Origin of the sequence: Nitrosomonas mobilis, assembly GCF_900103035.1 — a bacterium.
Taxonomy (GTDB): domain Bacteria; phylum Pseudomonadota; class Gammaproteobacteria; order Burkholderiales; family Nitrosomonadaceae; genus Nitrosomonas; species Nitrosomonas mobilis.
The window spans coordinates 50,788-64,214 of sequence record NZ_FMWO01000059.1 but is presented as its reverse complement, the minus strand read 5'-3'; the positions used below and the strand labels follow the sequence as shown (position 1 = coordinate 64,214).

The following is a 13,427-nucleotide window of genomic DNA, read 5'->3' as shown; positions in this document are numbered from 1 at the left end:
TGAATATGAATAACCATGCTATTCCTATCATTACAATCGATGGCCCTTCCGCTTCTGGCAAGGGAACCGTTGCGTACCTAGCAGCGCAAAAACTTGGATTTCATTATCTGGACAGTGGTGCACTTTACAGGCTGGTAGCGTTACGTGCCTTGCAAGACAACATAGATGCCAGCGATGAAATGCAGCTGGCAGAAATTGCCGGAAAAATAAATTTTTCTTTCGAGAATTCTCTTGTCTGGCTGGATGGACAGAATGTTGACAGTGCAATACGTGCCGAGTCCTGTGGCGAATTTGCTTCCAGAATTGCTCATTTCCCGGCCTTGCGGGCGGCATTGCTGCAGCGACAACGGGATTTCTGCAGGTTACCGGGACTGGTTACCGACGGGCGTGACATGGGATCGGTGGTTTTTCCTGATGCAGCGCTTAAAATCTATCTGACGGCAAGCGTTGAAGAGCGTGCAAATCGACGCTATAAGCAGTTGAAGGAAAAAGGGATTAATGCTAGTATGCCTAATCTGCTGCAAATGTTGCGGGAGCGCGATCAGCGTGATAGTGACCGGGCACTGTCGCCGTTGAAGCAACATATAGATGCGCAACTCTTGGATACATCCAGCCTGTCAATAGATGAGGCGGTCAAGCAAGTGTTGGATAGCTACGCTGCAGCAGAATTGCACGCCAGGGCACGTACAAATCCAGTAAAGTAATGCTTTGGCAAGATGTTGTTTCACAAGTACAGAACACTGCACTTATTTGCAGTTAGCTGTTTTTTCAACTAACCTGTCCTGATTAAGTTTTTTTTTTGGGATATTTATTTTACGATCGGGTATTTTTTTAATAATGACTACTGCTACCAATGTAACGAGTTCCATGGAAAGTTTTGCGCAACTCTTCGAAGAAAGCCTCTCACAAAAAGAAATGCGGGTTGGGGAGGTAATAACCGCTGAAATTATCCGTATTGATTTTAATTTCGTGGTGGTTAATGCCGGCTTGAAATCAGAGAGTTACATTCCGATTGAGGAGTTCAAAAATGACAAAGGCGAAATTGAGGCGAAGGTAGGGGAATTTGTCAGCGTTGCAATTGAAGCATTGGAAAATGGTTATGGAGAGACCCGATTGTCACGAGACAAAGCCAAGCGCTTAAGTGCTTGGTACGATCTGGAATCAGCCATGGAGGAGGGCAGGATTGTGACCGGCATGGTTAACGGTAAGGTTAAGGGTGGTTTGACTGCGACTGTTAACAGTATCCGTGCATTTCTGCCGGGGTCTCTGGTAGATGTTCGACCTGTCAAGGATATGACTCCTTACGAAAACAAAGAAATGGAGTTTAAGGTTATCAAGCTTGATCGTAAGCGTAATAATGTAGTAGTTTCACGGCGAGCTGTTCTCGAAGCAACCTTGGGCGCGGATCGTGAGGCGTTGTTGTCAAGTTTGCAGGAAGGAGCAACGGTACAGGGAATCGTTAAAAATATTACTGATTACGGTGCATTTGTAGACCTGGGTGGTATTGATGGGCTGCTACATATAACCGATCTCGCGTGGCGACGTGTTAAACATCCCAGTGAAGTCATTAATGTCGGGGATGAAGTAACCGCCAAAATACTGAAATTTGATAAAGAGAAAAATCGTGTTTCCCTTGGGATGAAACAGTTGACGGAAGATCCATGGGTTGGTCTGTCACGCCGTTATCCACATGGTACTCGTCTGTTTGGCAAAGTAACCAATATGACGGATTATGGTGTTTTTGTCGAGATAGAGCAGGGAATAGAAGGATTGGTGCATGTTTCAGAGATGGACTGGACGAATAAAAATATTTATCCATCCAAGATTGTTCAGCTTGGTGATGAAGTTGAGGTAATGATTCTTGAAATTGATGAAGATCGCCGAAGGATCTCTCTGGGTATGAAGCAATGCAAACCTAATCCATGGGATGAATTCGCGCTGAGTCACGAGAAGGGAGACAAAGTGAGCGGACAGATTAGATCGATTACAGATTTTGGTCTGTTTATTGGCTTGCCTGGCAATATTGATGGACTGGTACACTTATCTGATCTCTCCTGGATAGAGCCTGGCGAAAAAGCGATCCTGGAATTTAAGAAAGGAGACGAAGTCGAAGCGGTCGTATTATCAATTGATGTCGAGAAAGAGCGAATTTCTTTAGGCATTAAACAATTGGAAGGCGATCCTTTTACAGTTTATGTGGCGTCAAATGATAAAAATAGCCTGGTTAAGGGTATCGTAAAATCAGTAGATGCCAAGGGTGCAGTCATTACGCTGACTGAAGAAGTGGAAGGCTATCTGCGTGCATCCGAATTATCGCACGACAAAGTCGAGGATATTCGCTTGCAGCTTAAGGAAGGTGATGAGATTGAAGCTAAAATCATCAATGTTGATCGCAAAACCCGTAATATCAGTTTGTCAGTTAAATCAAAATTAAAAGAAGAAGAAGAAAAAGCCGTGAAGGTAGTTGCTTCGTCGCCTGCCCCAGCTAATGCAGGCACAACGAATCTTGGTGCATTGTTGAGGGCCAAGATCGATAGTAAAGCTTCTGAGGCGAGTGACAGCAAAAGTTCTGAAGAACAGTAAGGGTGCATCATGACAAAATCTCAACTGGTATCCAGATTGGCTGAACGCTTTCCACAGCTTTTAGCAAAAGATGCCGAATTAATTGTCAAAATTATGCTCGATGCGATGGCTGCTAGTCTCTCTAGGGGGGAGCGTATCGAGATTCGAGGATTTGGTAGCTTTGATCTAAACTTCCGACCAGCACGCATTGGTCGGAATCCTAAATCTGGCGAGAAAGTTCAGGTACCCGCAAAATATGTTCCGCACTTCAAAGCTGGAAAAAGAATGCGTGAACTAATTGATGCAGCTGTCAGTAAAAATAGAAAGTAAGAATTTAGGAAAAAGTGCGGATCAAATCGTCCAGTATCGACCTTTATTGTAACGAAGTCTTAATTATGTCACCGTACAATTGATTTAAGTGGATAACAAGATTAATGAATTGATCTGGTCGATATGGATTTCATAAAAATGACACATATACTGCTTACTTTGCTGCGCGTGACCATTTTTTTTCTGTTACTCAGTTTTGCGGTAAAAAACTCAGATATGACAACCATACGTTATTATTTTGGTATCGAATGGGAATTACCGATGGTTGTCATTTTGTTTATCTGTTTTTTTCTTGGCGGCATTTTTGGCTATTTTTCCTGTCTGGTGCAAAAATTTCAAAGTCGGAAATAAGTTTGTGTGACCCTCGTATCATTGTAGCGCTTGATTTCCCGGATCAAGTAGAAGCATTGGAACTTGCGAGGCGACTGGATCGCAGCCTTTGCCGTATCAAGGTCGGGAAAGAACTATTTACTCGTGCCGGTCCGCAATTGATTGAGAAATTGATGCGCTTGGACTTCGAGATATTTCTCGATCTGAAATTTCACGATATTCCGAATACAGCGGCTTCTGCATGTACAGCCGCAGCCGCACTTGGTGTATGGATGATTAATGTTCACGCACTGGGCGGTAAGAAAATGTTGCTGGCCTGTCGTGAATCTTTGCATCAAAAAAATACTAAACTGATCGCAGTTACGCTATTAACCAGTCTGCAGCGTGAAGATCTTGATGAGGTTGGTTTATTTGATACTCCGGCGCATATTGTTCAGCGGCTCGCTCTGTTAACGCAGCAGTGCGGGCTTGATGGAGTGGTTTGCTCGGCATTGGAAGCTGCACAACTACGGTCATCAGGTTTAATAGAAGAGTTTTTGTTGGTTACCCCGGGAATTCGACTGGCTGACAGTGGCTATAATGATCAGGCGAGGGTCGCGACGCCGCGTCAAGCGGTGCAGAATGGCGCTGATTATCTTGTAATCGGACGACCAATTACGCGGGCAGCAGAGCCTCTGAAAGTTCTGGAGAAGATTAGCCGGGAAATATATTTCGTATAATCTGACTTTATTAGTTAGGTGCTGTGCGATGAAATCTGAGCGTAATTTTTATCAGGTTCGTCGTTTTCTCGGCCTGATAATATCTTGAGAGACATTTTCCACGATTTCGTCAAAGTTACGCTTCATCACGATGTTATTGATGGTTCCAGATCAGGCTCTTCGCCAAACCGTACCTTGGGAGCCATCTTCGAGTATGATGCCATTTTCACTTAACTGCTGGCGCAGGGAGTCTGCTTTGGCGAAATCTTTTTCTTGACGGGCTTGCAGGCGTTGCTGAATCAACTGTTCAATGAGCACTTCCGTCAGTTCGTTTGTTTGTGAATCCGTCAGATACTGAAAAAAACTTTGGGGAGACTGCTGCATCAAGCCGAGCACTCCAGCCAAAGATTTGAGTAACGCGGCATAGCGGGTATCACCTGTCCGATTTGCTTCACTAGCCAGGTCGAACAGTACGGCAATCGCTTCCGGTGTATTGAAATCATCGTTCATTGCCGTCATGAAGCGTAATGCGTACGGATCTTGCTCCCAGTCTATTGCTATCGTGGTGCCGTCGTGATTTCTGAGCACTGTATAGAGCCTTTCCAGCGCATTTTTGGCATCATCCAGATGTGCGTCCGAGTAATTAAGTGGACTGCGGTAATGCGCACGCAGAATGAAGAAACGGACAACTTCTGGTTGGTAGCGCGTCAATACCTCACGCACCGTGAAGAAATTACCGAGCGATTTGGACATTTTCTCGTTATCTACCCGCACAAAGCCATTGTGCATCCAGTAATTGACATGCTGATGACCGTGCATCCCTTCACTTTGGGCAATTTCGTTCTCATGATGGGGAAACTGCAAATCTTGACCACCGCCATGAATGTCGAATTGCGCACCCAGATAATGTTCGCTCATCGCTGAACATTCGATATGCCAGCCTGGACGACCTTTCCCCCATGGCGAGTCCCAATAGGGTTCATCCGGTTTGGCCGCTTTCCACAAAACAAAATCGAGCGGGTCACGTTTGTTGCCATCGATTTCAACCCGCTCACCCGCGCGCAAATCTTCCAGTGATTTACCCGATAGCTTGCCGTAATGCGGGAAATTATGTACCGCGTAATACACGTCATTATTATCCGCTGTGTAAGCAAGATTCTTTGCCAGCAACGCACTAATCATCGCGATCATCGTATCGATGCATTCGGTAGCGCGCGGCTCATGAGAGGGCGGCATCACACCCAGCGCTGCGGCATCCTCCTGCATGGCCTGAATATAGCGATCGGTCAGGGTTTTGATTGATTCCCCATTAATCAACGCGCGCTGAATGATCTTGTCATCGATATCCGTGATGTTGCGTACGTAAATCACTTTAAATCCCAATGTTTGCAACCAGCGTACCACGCTGTCAAACACTACCAACACCCGTGCATGGCCGAGATGGCAGTAATCATAGACCGTCATGCCGCAAACATACAGTTTGACTTCCCCTGGAGTCATAGGTACAAATTCCTGCTTGGTTCTGGCAAGCGTGTTATAAATCTTTGGTTTCGAGGCTGACATGTAAATTGATGAATTTATCGGTATGATTAGATTGTTGGTAAAATTTCTGGCGGCGCTTGTCGATGATTGTGCAGAAGCTTGCGCAAAAAACACAAAAGCTCGCTAATCGCTTACCATCACGTGTTTTAGATCACTTGTGGCATTCAGAAAAAACTTTTTGAGTATAACATAATGAATAATTTGCTCCCCAGATGGCAGGTTGTTTCGCCTGCAATCATCGGTAAAAAAATCGGTTTTCATTTGACACTATGGTTGCTGCTGATAGTTGGCAGCCATACTCTCGCAGCCAATCCCAAAGTAGAAATTCAAACGAACCATGGATCCATTCAGCTGGAACTCTACCCGGAGAAGGCACCCAAAACAGTTGAAAACTTCCTGACCTATGTAAAAGATGGTTTCTACAACGGTACTATTTTTCATCGGGTGATCGCCGGCTTCATGATACAGGGGGGCGGATTCGATCAGAATTTCGTCCAGAAACCCACGCAGCAGCCTGTCGAGAATGAGGCTGCGAACGGTCTGAAAAACAAGCTGGGCACTATTGCGATGGCGCGTACCAGCGAGCCGCATTCCGCAACATCACAGTTTTTCATCAATGTTGCGGATAACGGTTTTCTCGATTACACCGCACCAACGCAGCACGGTTACGGGTATACCGTCTTTGGCAAGGTGATATCCGGGATGAGCGTAGTCAATAAAATTGCGCTGACCTCTACCGGCGCACAAGGTCCTTTTGTCAGTGACGCACCACGTAGCGCTGTCGTTATTGAAAGAGTCAGATTGCTCGCCACAGATACCGGCTCCGATTAAAAATGCCCTAAACTCATATATTTCAGGATAAAGAATGATCAAATTACATACAAATCATGGTGTCATTACGCTAGAGCTCAATCATGAAAAAGCACCGGTCACGGTCAAAAATTTTTTGAATTACGTTGAAAATGGTCATTATGAGAATACGCTGTTTCATCGGGTCATCGATGGTTTCATGATCCAAGGCGGAGGTTTTGCGCCCGGGATGAAAGAAAAAGATACCCTGGCACCCGTTCAGAATGAAGCTGCCAACGGCTTGCACAACGAGACCTATGCCATCGCGATGGCACGTACCAGCGACCCTCACTCGGCTACAGCACAATTTTTCATCAATGTGGCCAACAATCACTTTCTGGACCATACTAATCCCTCTGCACAGGGTTATGGTTATTGCGTGTTCGGTAAGGTCACTGATGGACAGGAAGTGGTCGACGCGATCAGGAAAGTAAAAACAGGAAACAGAGCTGGTCATCAGGACGTACCGATGGAAGATGTCATCATTGAAAAGGCCGAGGTAATTTGAAGGTGTGGTCTTTCGTAACTATTGATGTGGCTGAACTTCAGATTTACATGCTGTGACCAATATCCGGCATGCCGTTCACAGCACAATTGTTTTTGGTTTGGATAATGGCCTGTAATAGCGGAGTCAGGAATGCGCATTGGCGTGCCGAAGGAAATCAAGAATCATGAATATCGGATAGGATTGGTCCCTGCTGCTGTTGTGGAACTGGTCAAACGCGGGCATGAGGTGTGGGTCGAACACGATGCAGGTACCAGTATCAATCTGCATGATCAGGACTATCAGCAGGCGGGCGCTCGCATTGTGAATGACGCAGAAGCAATCTATGCCGATGCGAACATGATCGTCAAAGTCAAGGAACCGCAGGCTAATGAATGCAAGATGCTGCAGCGTGGGCAGATTCTGTTTGCCTATTTGCATCTTGCGCCCGACCCGGAACAGACCCGCGATCTGGTGGCATCCGGTGCGAGCTGCATTGCCTATGAAACCGTTACCGATTTACGCGGCAGATTACCGCTGCTTGCACCAATGTCCGAGGTTGCCGGCCGCCTGTCGATTCAGATTGGTGCGCATTGCCTGGAAAAATCTACTGGTGGGAGCGGCGTCCTGTTAGGAGGTGTTCCCGGAGTCGCACCTGGGAAAATCGTTATCATCGGTGGCGGTGTCGTCGGCTACAACGCGGCACGTGTTGCTGTTGGGTTTGGCGCGCGTGTAATCGTGCTGGATCGGAATCTGGAAGCGCTTGGGCATCTGGATGAACTGTTCGGTAGTCAGATTGAAACCGTATATTCCAGCCCCGACAGCATTCGTCGGCAACTGGTCGATGCTGATCTGGCCATCGGGAGTGTACTCATTCCTGGTGCAGCGGCACCTAAGCTCGTGACTCGCGAACACCTGCGGCAGATGCAACCTGGTTCAGTCGTAGTCGATGTTGCCATCGATCAAGGTGGGTGTTTCGAGACCTCACACCCTACGACACACGATCATCCGACTTTCATCGAAGAAAACATCGTGCATTACTGCGTGACCAACATGCCTGGTGCTGTCGCCAGAACGTCGGCTTTTGCCCTCAATCAGGCAACTCTACCATTTGTGCTGCGGCTGGCGGATGACAACCTCGAAGCATTGCGCAAAGATGAGCATCTCCGACGCGGACTGAATGTGCATAGGGGGCTGGTTACTTACGAGGAAGTGGCGCTCGCGCATGGTTACGATCATGTTCCGCCACTACAGGCGCTGCAACGCTGATATTCTCAAATCCAGCAGAAAAAAAGCTCGCTATTGTGGTTCAATATTTAGTGCCTACTAGAAAACCTCCTTTTTCACGAAAGGACTGCCTGTTTTTTTAAGCAGCGCGAGTGAAATGTTGTGCAGCGGTTGGCGTAAAAAAGCCTCTGGTCGTATTTTTCCGGCAAGAATGAAGTGGTCTTTCAGGCCATTTGTCGGTACTTCGAATGTTGCGTGTTGGCCTTGCGTTCACGTTCCACATCTTGCTGCCACAGAATATCGCCGATGAGGTGGATGTTGCGGGCGACAATCGCCGGAGCAACGTAGCGCTTGAAGCCATCGATGCCATGATTGAGATTGGCCACCTCGATCTGAGTGAAAAATTAGCCTCTTATCCGGATGTTTACTTGCAGTTGCACGAAATAATGCCTGTATAACCAGGCTTCCTGTCATTCTCTCATTCATGGCATAGCCCACCAGTTCGCCATTAAATAGATCTTTTATTCCAGCCAAGTATAACCAGCCCTCATCCGTAGGAATATAGGTGATGCCACCGACCGATACTTTACCAGGCGATCTAACAGAAAATTCCCGGTTCGGAGTATTGAGTGCAACTGGTAAATGATGTTTAGAAGGTATGTCCTTTATGACTGGTTAAAAACTATCTATTTGTGATTGACCCCGATATACATGGTGATGTGCAGTACCAATTGATTGCAACTCCGATCAACGGCTACCCTGCCTGGCTTATTAATTAATAAGGCGGGGGTGGCGGTGGGTTGCCCTTTGGTGGAGGCGGAATGTATCTATTGGAAGGTTGTTGAGCAGGCATCTGATAGCCGGTACCGCCCAGCCCTTGGAATCGTGCCGAAACTGGTACCTGATGCCCATTGGCATACATGCACTGAATATAGGAAATATCATAACGTTCCTGGCTGATCGAGCTGGAAGTCTGTGCGCTTCCGCTACCTGCCAGCCCACCACCCAGTAGACCCGTCCCTGCGCCGATCGCGGCACCTCGGCCGCCACCCAGCGCAGCACCGGCAATGGCGCCGAGAGCAGCACCTATTGCCGCAGTTTCGGTGCCACTTGATATGGCCGCTTTTCTGGGCGTATTGTAATCAGTCTGTTGGCTGGCAAATTGTCGGCACATAAAATCATCAGTGCGAAACTGATCGAAATTTTTACCGTTACCCGGTAAAACCATGACGCTTGGTCCGGACGGAGTATGCACACAACTGGCCAACGCTATTGTTAGCGATAAAATAGACAACCGGGAAGCATTTTTCATCAGACTGTACTCCTATGTTATTCGTCGTAGTGGGGTGGAATCTTGATCCAGCCGCCCGGACAGTTCTTGACTTGGGGATAATAACCAGCAGGTTGTTCACAATAATGCCAGTAATTTGACCGGGTAACAACCGCAGGTGGAGACGGTAGAATAACGGGCGGCTGCTGGATATAAACCGGTGGTGTTGCCGGCACGGTTATTACTTGTGGATAAGCGTAGGGGTAGAAAGGTGCCGGCCAGACGGGCCCATAAAAACCACTGTTGAAATAGCTACCGCGATAATAGGGGCGGCGGTAATAGGAGCCATAAGCTGGGTAGCCCCGACCGAAACCTGCATATCCGCTACCAAAGGAAATTCCACCATAAAAACTGGTACGTCTCCCTGAGTGGGCATGCCGACTACCTGAGTAATGGCTGCCGATGCCATAGCCTCCACCAAAATGAGTCCGGTGACTGCCGACATGATGATGCCCGCGACTTGCCCATAAAATATCATGATAGATGGTGCCAGCCAGAATCAGGGAAAGATACAACCAGGTTATGCTTTTCATTTGACATGCCTCTTAATAATGGAAGGGCGCGTACTTGATTCTGTATCATTTTAGAACAGAGTTTTAAGCTATATTAGCTGATAAAAGTTTGAGACGCTTTTTAAAATACAAGCTCTAATTTACAGTTAACCTATATATTTATTCAAGGAAAAATTCGATGTCCGGCATTGTTAATGCGCTTGCGCGCGCAACCGTCAATCTTTTGCACCTACGTATATTCTGGTTATGGATCTGGCCATTATTAGTAGCTGGTATTTTCTGGTGGATGGTTGGCACTTATTTCTGGACACCTGCATCTGGCTGGATCATGGCGAATCTGCCGGTTGCTGAATTGCGAAACTGGCTGGAGGCATCTCGTCTACAGGCAATTGCTGATGGCGTTGAATCTGTCATCAATGTATTGATTTTTACCATTTTGGTTATCGTCACTAGTATGATCCTGACCGCCTTGTTCGCGATGCCAGGGCTAGTCAATTTCGTCGCCAAACGCTATCACCCGGATATCGTACGCGCACACGGCGGTACGGTTATTGGCAGTTTACGCACGGTCGTGTCAACTTTTGTGATATTTATCCTGATTTGGGTCGTTACTCTGCCGCTATGGTTTATTGGTATCGGCCTGTTAGTACCTTTGCTGGCAGCCGCCTATATGAATCAACGGTTGTTTTGCTACGATGCGCTGGCCGAGCATGCAGATGAGAAGGAGCTTGACGAACTGTTGGCAGCGGATCGCCCGGCACGCTGGGGATTGGGATTGCTAACCGGGCTGGTACAATTTGTTCCAATCCTGAATTTTTTCTCGCCTACCCTTACCGCACTGGCCTTTATTCACTTTGAGTTGGACAGGCTCTCAAAGCGCAGACAAGCCGCTCAAGTCGTCCATGGAAAACCGGATACGGATCAGGATGCGCCCAGCGCTCTTTTATAAACTTCCAGGCAGCGTTGGCGTGCAAAGTTGTGCTCGACGATGGGCTGTGGATAGGCTAACTGATGAACCTCTTCAACCCACTGCTCAATGTAGCGCCAGTCAGGGTCGAATCTTTCGATTTGAGTGCTGGGATTGAATATTCGGAAATAGGGCGCCGCATCCACGCCGCACCCTGCGACCCACTGCCAGTTACCGACATTGCTTGCCAGTTCGAAATCGAGTAGTTTCTGTGCAAAATAGGCTTCCCCCCAGCGCCAATCGATCAGGAGATGTTTGCATAAAAAACTTCCAGCCACCATACGTACACGATTATGTAGGTGGCCAGTGGCATTGAGCTGCCGCATACCGGCATCCACCAGCGGATAGCCAGTCATACCGGCACACCAGCGTGTAAATTCGTTCTCATTGTTGCGCCATTTGATTTGGTCGTAACGTAGTTTAAAACTTCGGCTAACCGTATGCGGAAAATGCCACAGAATCTGACTAAAAAATTCTCTCCAAATCAACTCATTGATAAATATTTCTGCTTCTGCCTGGATACTTTGCCGCATGATTTGGCGGATGCTGACTGTGCCAAAACGCAGATACGGCCCCAGACGGGAGGCATGTGTCCGTGCCGGAAAATCACGGTTTTCGCCATAAGTCTGTAAAAACTGCGCATCGATACGATAATCTGCAACAGTGAGCGTGGAACGCTCAAAGCCGATCTGTGCCATTGTCAACTGAGGGAGTGATTGACTAGGCAACGACCAATCTTTCGCCAGATTTTCCCAATTTGGTTCTATTTGCTCCGAATGACTGGCCATTTCCTGCCAGCGGGTTTTCCAACGCTTCTGGTAAGGTGTATAGACCACATACGGCTGATTATCCGGCTTGACAATTTCATCTGTCTCAAACAGAACATGATCTTTATAGGTGAAAAACCTTATACCATGGGCTTGTAACAGCTGATGCACCGTGGCATCGCGCTCCCGCGCGTAAGGTTCATAATCCCGGTTAGCGTAGACGGCATCGATACGGTATGTATGTAACAGTTGCTCGAAAATCGCCAGTGGTTTGCCATAAAAAAAGGCAACGCCACTAGCAAATTTTTCTGCCAGTTGTGCATTCAGGGTTTGTAGGGTGTCGAAAATAAATGTGACCCGCGCATCATTTCGCGGCAAGCCGGTCAAAATATGGGAATCAAAAATGAAAACAGGTAATACCGGTTTGCCTGCCGCGAGCGCCTTGGTCAAGGCGGTATTGTCCTGCAAACGTAAATCTCTTCTGAACCAGAAAATAGAAAGAGGGGGTGGTTGCTCAACCACTTGAGGATACTCGTTTCTCGATAGTAGTTGGGAGTGCAGTCTGGTTGCGGGCAAGCTGAATCAGCTCCGGTAACAACATGCCGCGCCCGATCAGGTAACTCTGTACGGTATCGCAGCCCAATTCCTGCAGGCGAGCAAAGGTTGCTTCATCCTCGACTCCTTCCGCAACCACGCGCAAGCCAAGCTGATGCCCAAGATTAATCATGGTATCGACGATACGTTCATGCATGCGTGAATTCAGCATGTTCTTGACGAACAGCATATCGATCTTGATTTCATCAAGCGGAACCTGCAGCAGCCGTGCCATTGAGGAATAACCAGTGCCGAAATCATCCATCGACAATTTAAGTCCGATCTCTTTGAACCGTTCCAGCACCTGCAGCGCATGAGCATCATTTTCCATGACCGCTGTCTCAGTCAGCTCAATGGTGACGACTTCGGCGGGAATTTGCCACAGTGCAAGACTTTGCATGACTAGCTCAGTTAACTCTGGATCACGCAGATCCTCGGCTGAAAAATTGATCGATACCCCGGCGTCCAGCCCGGCACGACGATATTCAGCACACTGTCGCAGTGCGGTATTCATGATCCATAGTGTCAGCTTGGTCATCAAGGGAGTGCTTTCCACCAGCTGGATCAGTTTGTCCGGCCGTATCGCGCCCTGTTGCGGATGCGTCCAGCGCAGCAACGATTCCGTGGAGGTAATTCTGCCGCTGGCAATATCAAATTTTGGCTGATATACCATAAAAATTTCGCCAGTCTCTATCGCTTCTTCCAGATCAGACAATAGATCAATGCCTACAGGCTGAGAATCTTTACTTTGTTCTATCAGTAATTTAATAGATTCATGCTCGGCACGGGCACCATGCAGAGCAAGGTTAGCGGTGCGCATCAGTTGATCGGTGCAATGGTTGCATGGATTCCTGACTGCAATCCCGATACGGCAGAACAGATTGATTCGGTGCCCATTCATGGAGACAGGCTGCGCGAGCGTTCTCTGAATTTTGTAAGCCGCGAGCCGTGCATGCTCATCCGTCAAGAGATTTGCCAGCAAGCAGGCAATCTGATGCCGCCCGATTGCACCAATGATATCTGCGGGATTGAGTGCCTGGCGAATTGTACGGGCTGCCTGACTGACAAGATCATCGACTACGCGATAGCCCAATACACCATCCAATTCGGGTAGGCGTTCGAATTCGACCAGTAACATGGCGCTATGCCCAGGCACGCGCTGCGGTTCGAGCAGGATGTGATTGGCTGCTTGTAGAAAATCCAGGTACGAGAGTATGGGCATAAGGGAAAAGGTA

At 47.7% G+C, this 13,427-nt stretch carries 15 protein-coding genes and 1 pseudogene; 10 read left to right on the top strand and 6 right to left on the bottom strand.

Annotated features, from left to right (window positions below):
• The first annotated feature begins 5 nt into the window (after nucleotides 1-5).
• The 5 genes from cmk to pyrF all read left to right on the top strand — a co-directional run bounded on the left by cmk (nucleotide 6) and on the right by pyrF (nucleotide 3,941).
• The gene (gene cmk, locus NSMM_RS16520) at nucleotides 6-704 is read left to right on the top strand and encodes a (d)CMP kinase (RefSeq protein WP_090287179.1); all 699 of its coding nucleotides are present in this window, start codon (nucleotides 6-8) and stop codon (nucleotides 702-704) included.
• A gap of 133 nt (nucleotides 705-837) precedes the next feature.
• A complete protein-coding gene (rpsA, locus tag NSMM_RS10280) occupies nucleotides 838-2,583 on the top strand; it encodes a 30S ribosomal protein S1 (protein ID WP_090287176.1) in 1,746 nt (581 codons plus the stop codon).
• 9 nt (nucleotides 2,584-2,592) lie between these two features.
• A complete protein-coding gene (locus tag NSMM_RS10275; RefSeq protein WP_090287174.1) occupies nucleotides 2,593-2,892 on the top strand; it encodes an integration host factor subunit beta in 300 nt (99 codons plus the stop codon).
• Nucleotides 2,893-3,030: 138 nt separating this feature from the next.
• On the top strand, nucleotides 3,031-3,243 hold the full coding sequence (locus NSMM_RS10270; protein ID WP_176753938.1) for a LapA family protein: 213 nt from the start codon (nucleotides 3,031-3,033) through the stop codon (nucleotides 3,241-3,243).
• Nucleotides 3,244-3,245: 2 nt separating this feature from the next.
• Complete coding sequence (gene pyrF, locus NSMM_RS10265) at nucleotides 3,246-3,941, top strand: orotidine-5'-phosphate decarboxylase (RefSeq protein ID WP_090287170.1); 696 nt, start codon at nucleotides 3,246-3,248, stop codon at nucleotides 3,939-3,941.
• Nucleotides 3,942-4,091: 150 nt separating this feature from the next.
• Here the strand turns inward: pyrF and cysS are convergent, their stop codons facing one another.
• Nucleotides 4,092-5,483: a cysteine--tRNA ligase gene (gene cysS, locus NSMM_RS10260; RefSeq protein WP_090287168.1), complete on the bottom strand. Its 1,392-nt coding sequence runs from the start codon at nucleotides 5,481-5,483 to the stop codon at nucleotides 4,092-4,094.
• 171 nt (nucleotides 5,484-5,654) lie between these two features.
• Here cysS and NSMM_RS10255 point away from each other — a divergent pair, with 171 nt between their 5' ends.
• The 4 genes from NSMM_RS10255 to NSMM_RS16515 all read left to right on the top strand — a co-directional run bounded on the left by NSMM_RS10255 (nucleotide 5,655) and on the right by NSMM_RS16515 (nucleotide 8,480).
• A complete protein-coding gene (locus NSMM_RS10255) occupies nucleotides 5,655-6,293 on the top strand; it encodes a peptidylprolyl isomerase (protein WP_090287166.1) in 639 nt (212 codons plus the stop codon).
• Nucleotides 6,294-6,327: 34 nt separating this feature from the next.
• Nucleotides 6,328-6,819, top strand: coding sequence for a peptidylprolyl isomerase (locus tag NSMM_RS10250; RefSeq protein WP_090287164.1), 492 nt, complete (start codon nucleotides 6,328-6,330; stop codon nucleotides 6,817-6,819).
• Between the two features lie 129 nt (nucleotides 6,820-6,948).
• Nucleotides 6,949-8,064 (top strand): alanine dehydrogenase, encoded by a 1,116-nt coding sequence (ald, locus tag NSMM_RS10245; protein ID WP_090287162.1) that lies wholly within the window; start codon nucleotides 6,949-6,951, stop codon nucleotides 8,062-8,064.
• A gap of 206 nt (nucleotides 8,065-8,270) precedes the next feature.
• Entirely contained in the window at nucleotides 8,271-8,480 is a 210-nt protein-coding gene (locus NSMM_RS16515) for a hypothetical protein (protein ID WP_245654770.1), read from the top strand.
• Here the strand turns inward: NSMM_RS16515 and NSMM_RS10240 are convergent.
• The 3 genes and pseudogenes from NSMM_RS10240 to NSMM_RS10230 form a co-directional block, all read right to left on the bottom strand.
• A pseudogene (locus NSMM_RS10240) lies at nucleotides 8,401-8,676 on the bottom strand (DDE-type integrase/transposase/recombinase); the annotation flags it as partial. The gene NSMM_RS16515 and the pseudogene NSMM_RS10240 overlap by 80 nt on opposite strands.
• Before the next feature lie 121 nt (nucleotides 8,677-8,797).
• Complete coding sequence (locus tag NSMM_RS10235) at nucleotides 8,798-9,334, bottom strand: glycine zipper family protein (protein WP_090287158.1); 537 nt, start codon at nucleotides 9,332-9,334, stop codon at nucleotides 8,798-8,800.
• Nucleotides 9,335-9,351: 17 nt separating this feature from the next.
• On the bottom strand, nucleotides 9,352-9,885 hold the full coding sequence (locus NSMM_RS10230; protein WP_090287156.1) for a hypothetical protein: 534 nt from the start codon (nucleotides 9,883-9,885) through the stop codon (nucleotides 9,352-9,354).
• 157 nt (nucleotides 9,886-10,042) lie between these two features.
• On the opposite strand from NSMM_RS10230, the gene NSMM_RS10225 reads away from it, so the two are divergent.
• On the top strand, nucleotides 10,043-10,813 hold the full coding sequence (locus tag NSMM_RS10225; protein ID WP_090287154.1) for an EI24 domain-containing protein: 771 nt from the start codon (nucleotides 10,043-10,045) through the stop codon (nucleotides 10,811-10,813).
• Here the strand turns inward: NSMM_RS10225 and NSMM_RS10220 are convergent.
• Nucleotides 10,786-12,174: a cryptochrome/photolyase family protein gene (locus tag NSMM_RS10220; protein ID WP_245654766.1), complete on the bottom strand. Its 1,389-nt coding sequence runs from the start codon at nucleotides 12,172-12,174 to the stop codon at nucleotides 10,786-10,788. The two genes, NSMM_RS10225 and NSMM_RS10220, sit on opposite strands and share 28 nt — an antisense overlap.
• Nucleotides 12,113-13,414: a putative bifunctional diguanylate cyclase/phosphodiesterase gene (locus NSMM_RS10215; RefSeq protein ID WP_090287150.1), complete on the bottom strand. Its 1,302-nt coding sequence runs from the start codon at nucleotides 13,412-13,414 to the stop codon at nucleotides 12,113-12,115. The genes NSMM_RS10220 and NSMM_RS10215 overlap by 62 nt, the downstream gene beginning before the upstream one ends.
• Between the last annotated feature and the right edge of the window lie 13 nt (nucleotides 13,415-13,427).

Coding starts and splice junctions, on each gene's coding strand:
- rpsA (WP_090287176.1), top strand. CDS start 838: ATGACTACTGCTACCAATGTAACGAGTTCCATGGAAAGTTTTGCGCAA.
- NSMM_RS10230 (WP_090287156.1), bottom strand. CDS start 9,885: ATGAAAAGCATAACCTGGTTGTATCTTTCCCTGATTCTGGCTGGCACC.
- NSMM_RS10250 (WP_090287164.1), top strand. CDS start 6,328: ATGATCAAATTACATACAAATCATGGTGTCATTACGCTAGAGCTCAAT.
- ald (WP_090287162.1), top strand. CDS start 6,949: ATGCGCATTGGCGTGCCGAAGGAAATCAAGAATCATGAATATCGGATA.
- NSMM_RS10270 (WP_176753938.1), top strand. CDS start 3,031: ATGACACATATACTGCTTACTTTGCTGCGCGTGACCATTTTTTTTCTG.
- cmk (WP_090287179.1), top strand. CDS start 6: ATGAATAACCATGCTATTCCTATCATTACAATCGATGGCCCTTCCGCT.
- NSMM_RS10255 (WP_090287166.1), top strand. CDS start 5,655: ATGAATAATTTGCTCCCCAGATGGCAGGTTGTTTCGCCTGCAATCATC.
- NSMM_RS10275 (WP_090287174.1), top strand. CDS start 2,593: ATGACAAAATCTCAACTGGTATCCAGATTGGCTGAACGCTTTCCACAG.
- NSMM_RS10235 (WP_090287158.1), bottom strand. CDS start 9,334: ATGAAAAATGCTTCCCGGTTGTCTATTTTATCGCTAACAATAGCGTTG.
- NSMM_RS10225 (WP_090287154.1), top strand. CDS start 10,043: ATGTCCGGCATTGTTAATGCGCTTGCGCGCGCAACCGTCAATCTTTTG.
- cysS (WP_090287168.1), bottom strand. CDS start 5,483: ATGTCAGCCTCGAAACCAAAGATTTATAACACGCTTGCCAGAACCAAG.
- NSMM_RS10215 (WP_090287150.1), bottom strand. CDS start 13,414: ATGCCCATACTCTCGTACCTGGATTTTCTACAAGCAGCCAATCACATC.
- NSMM_RS16515 (WP_245654770.1), top strand. CDS start 8,271: ATGTTGCGTGTTGGCCTTGCGTTCACGTTCCACATCTTGCTGCCACAG.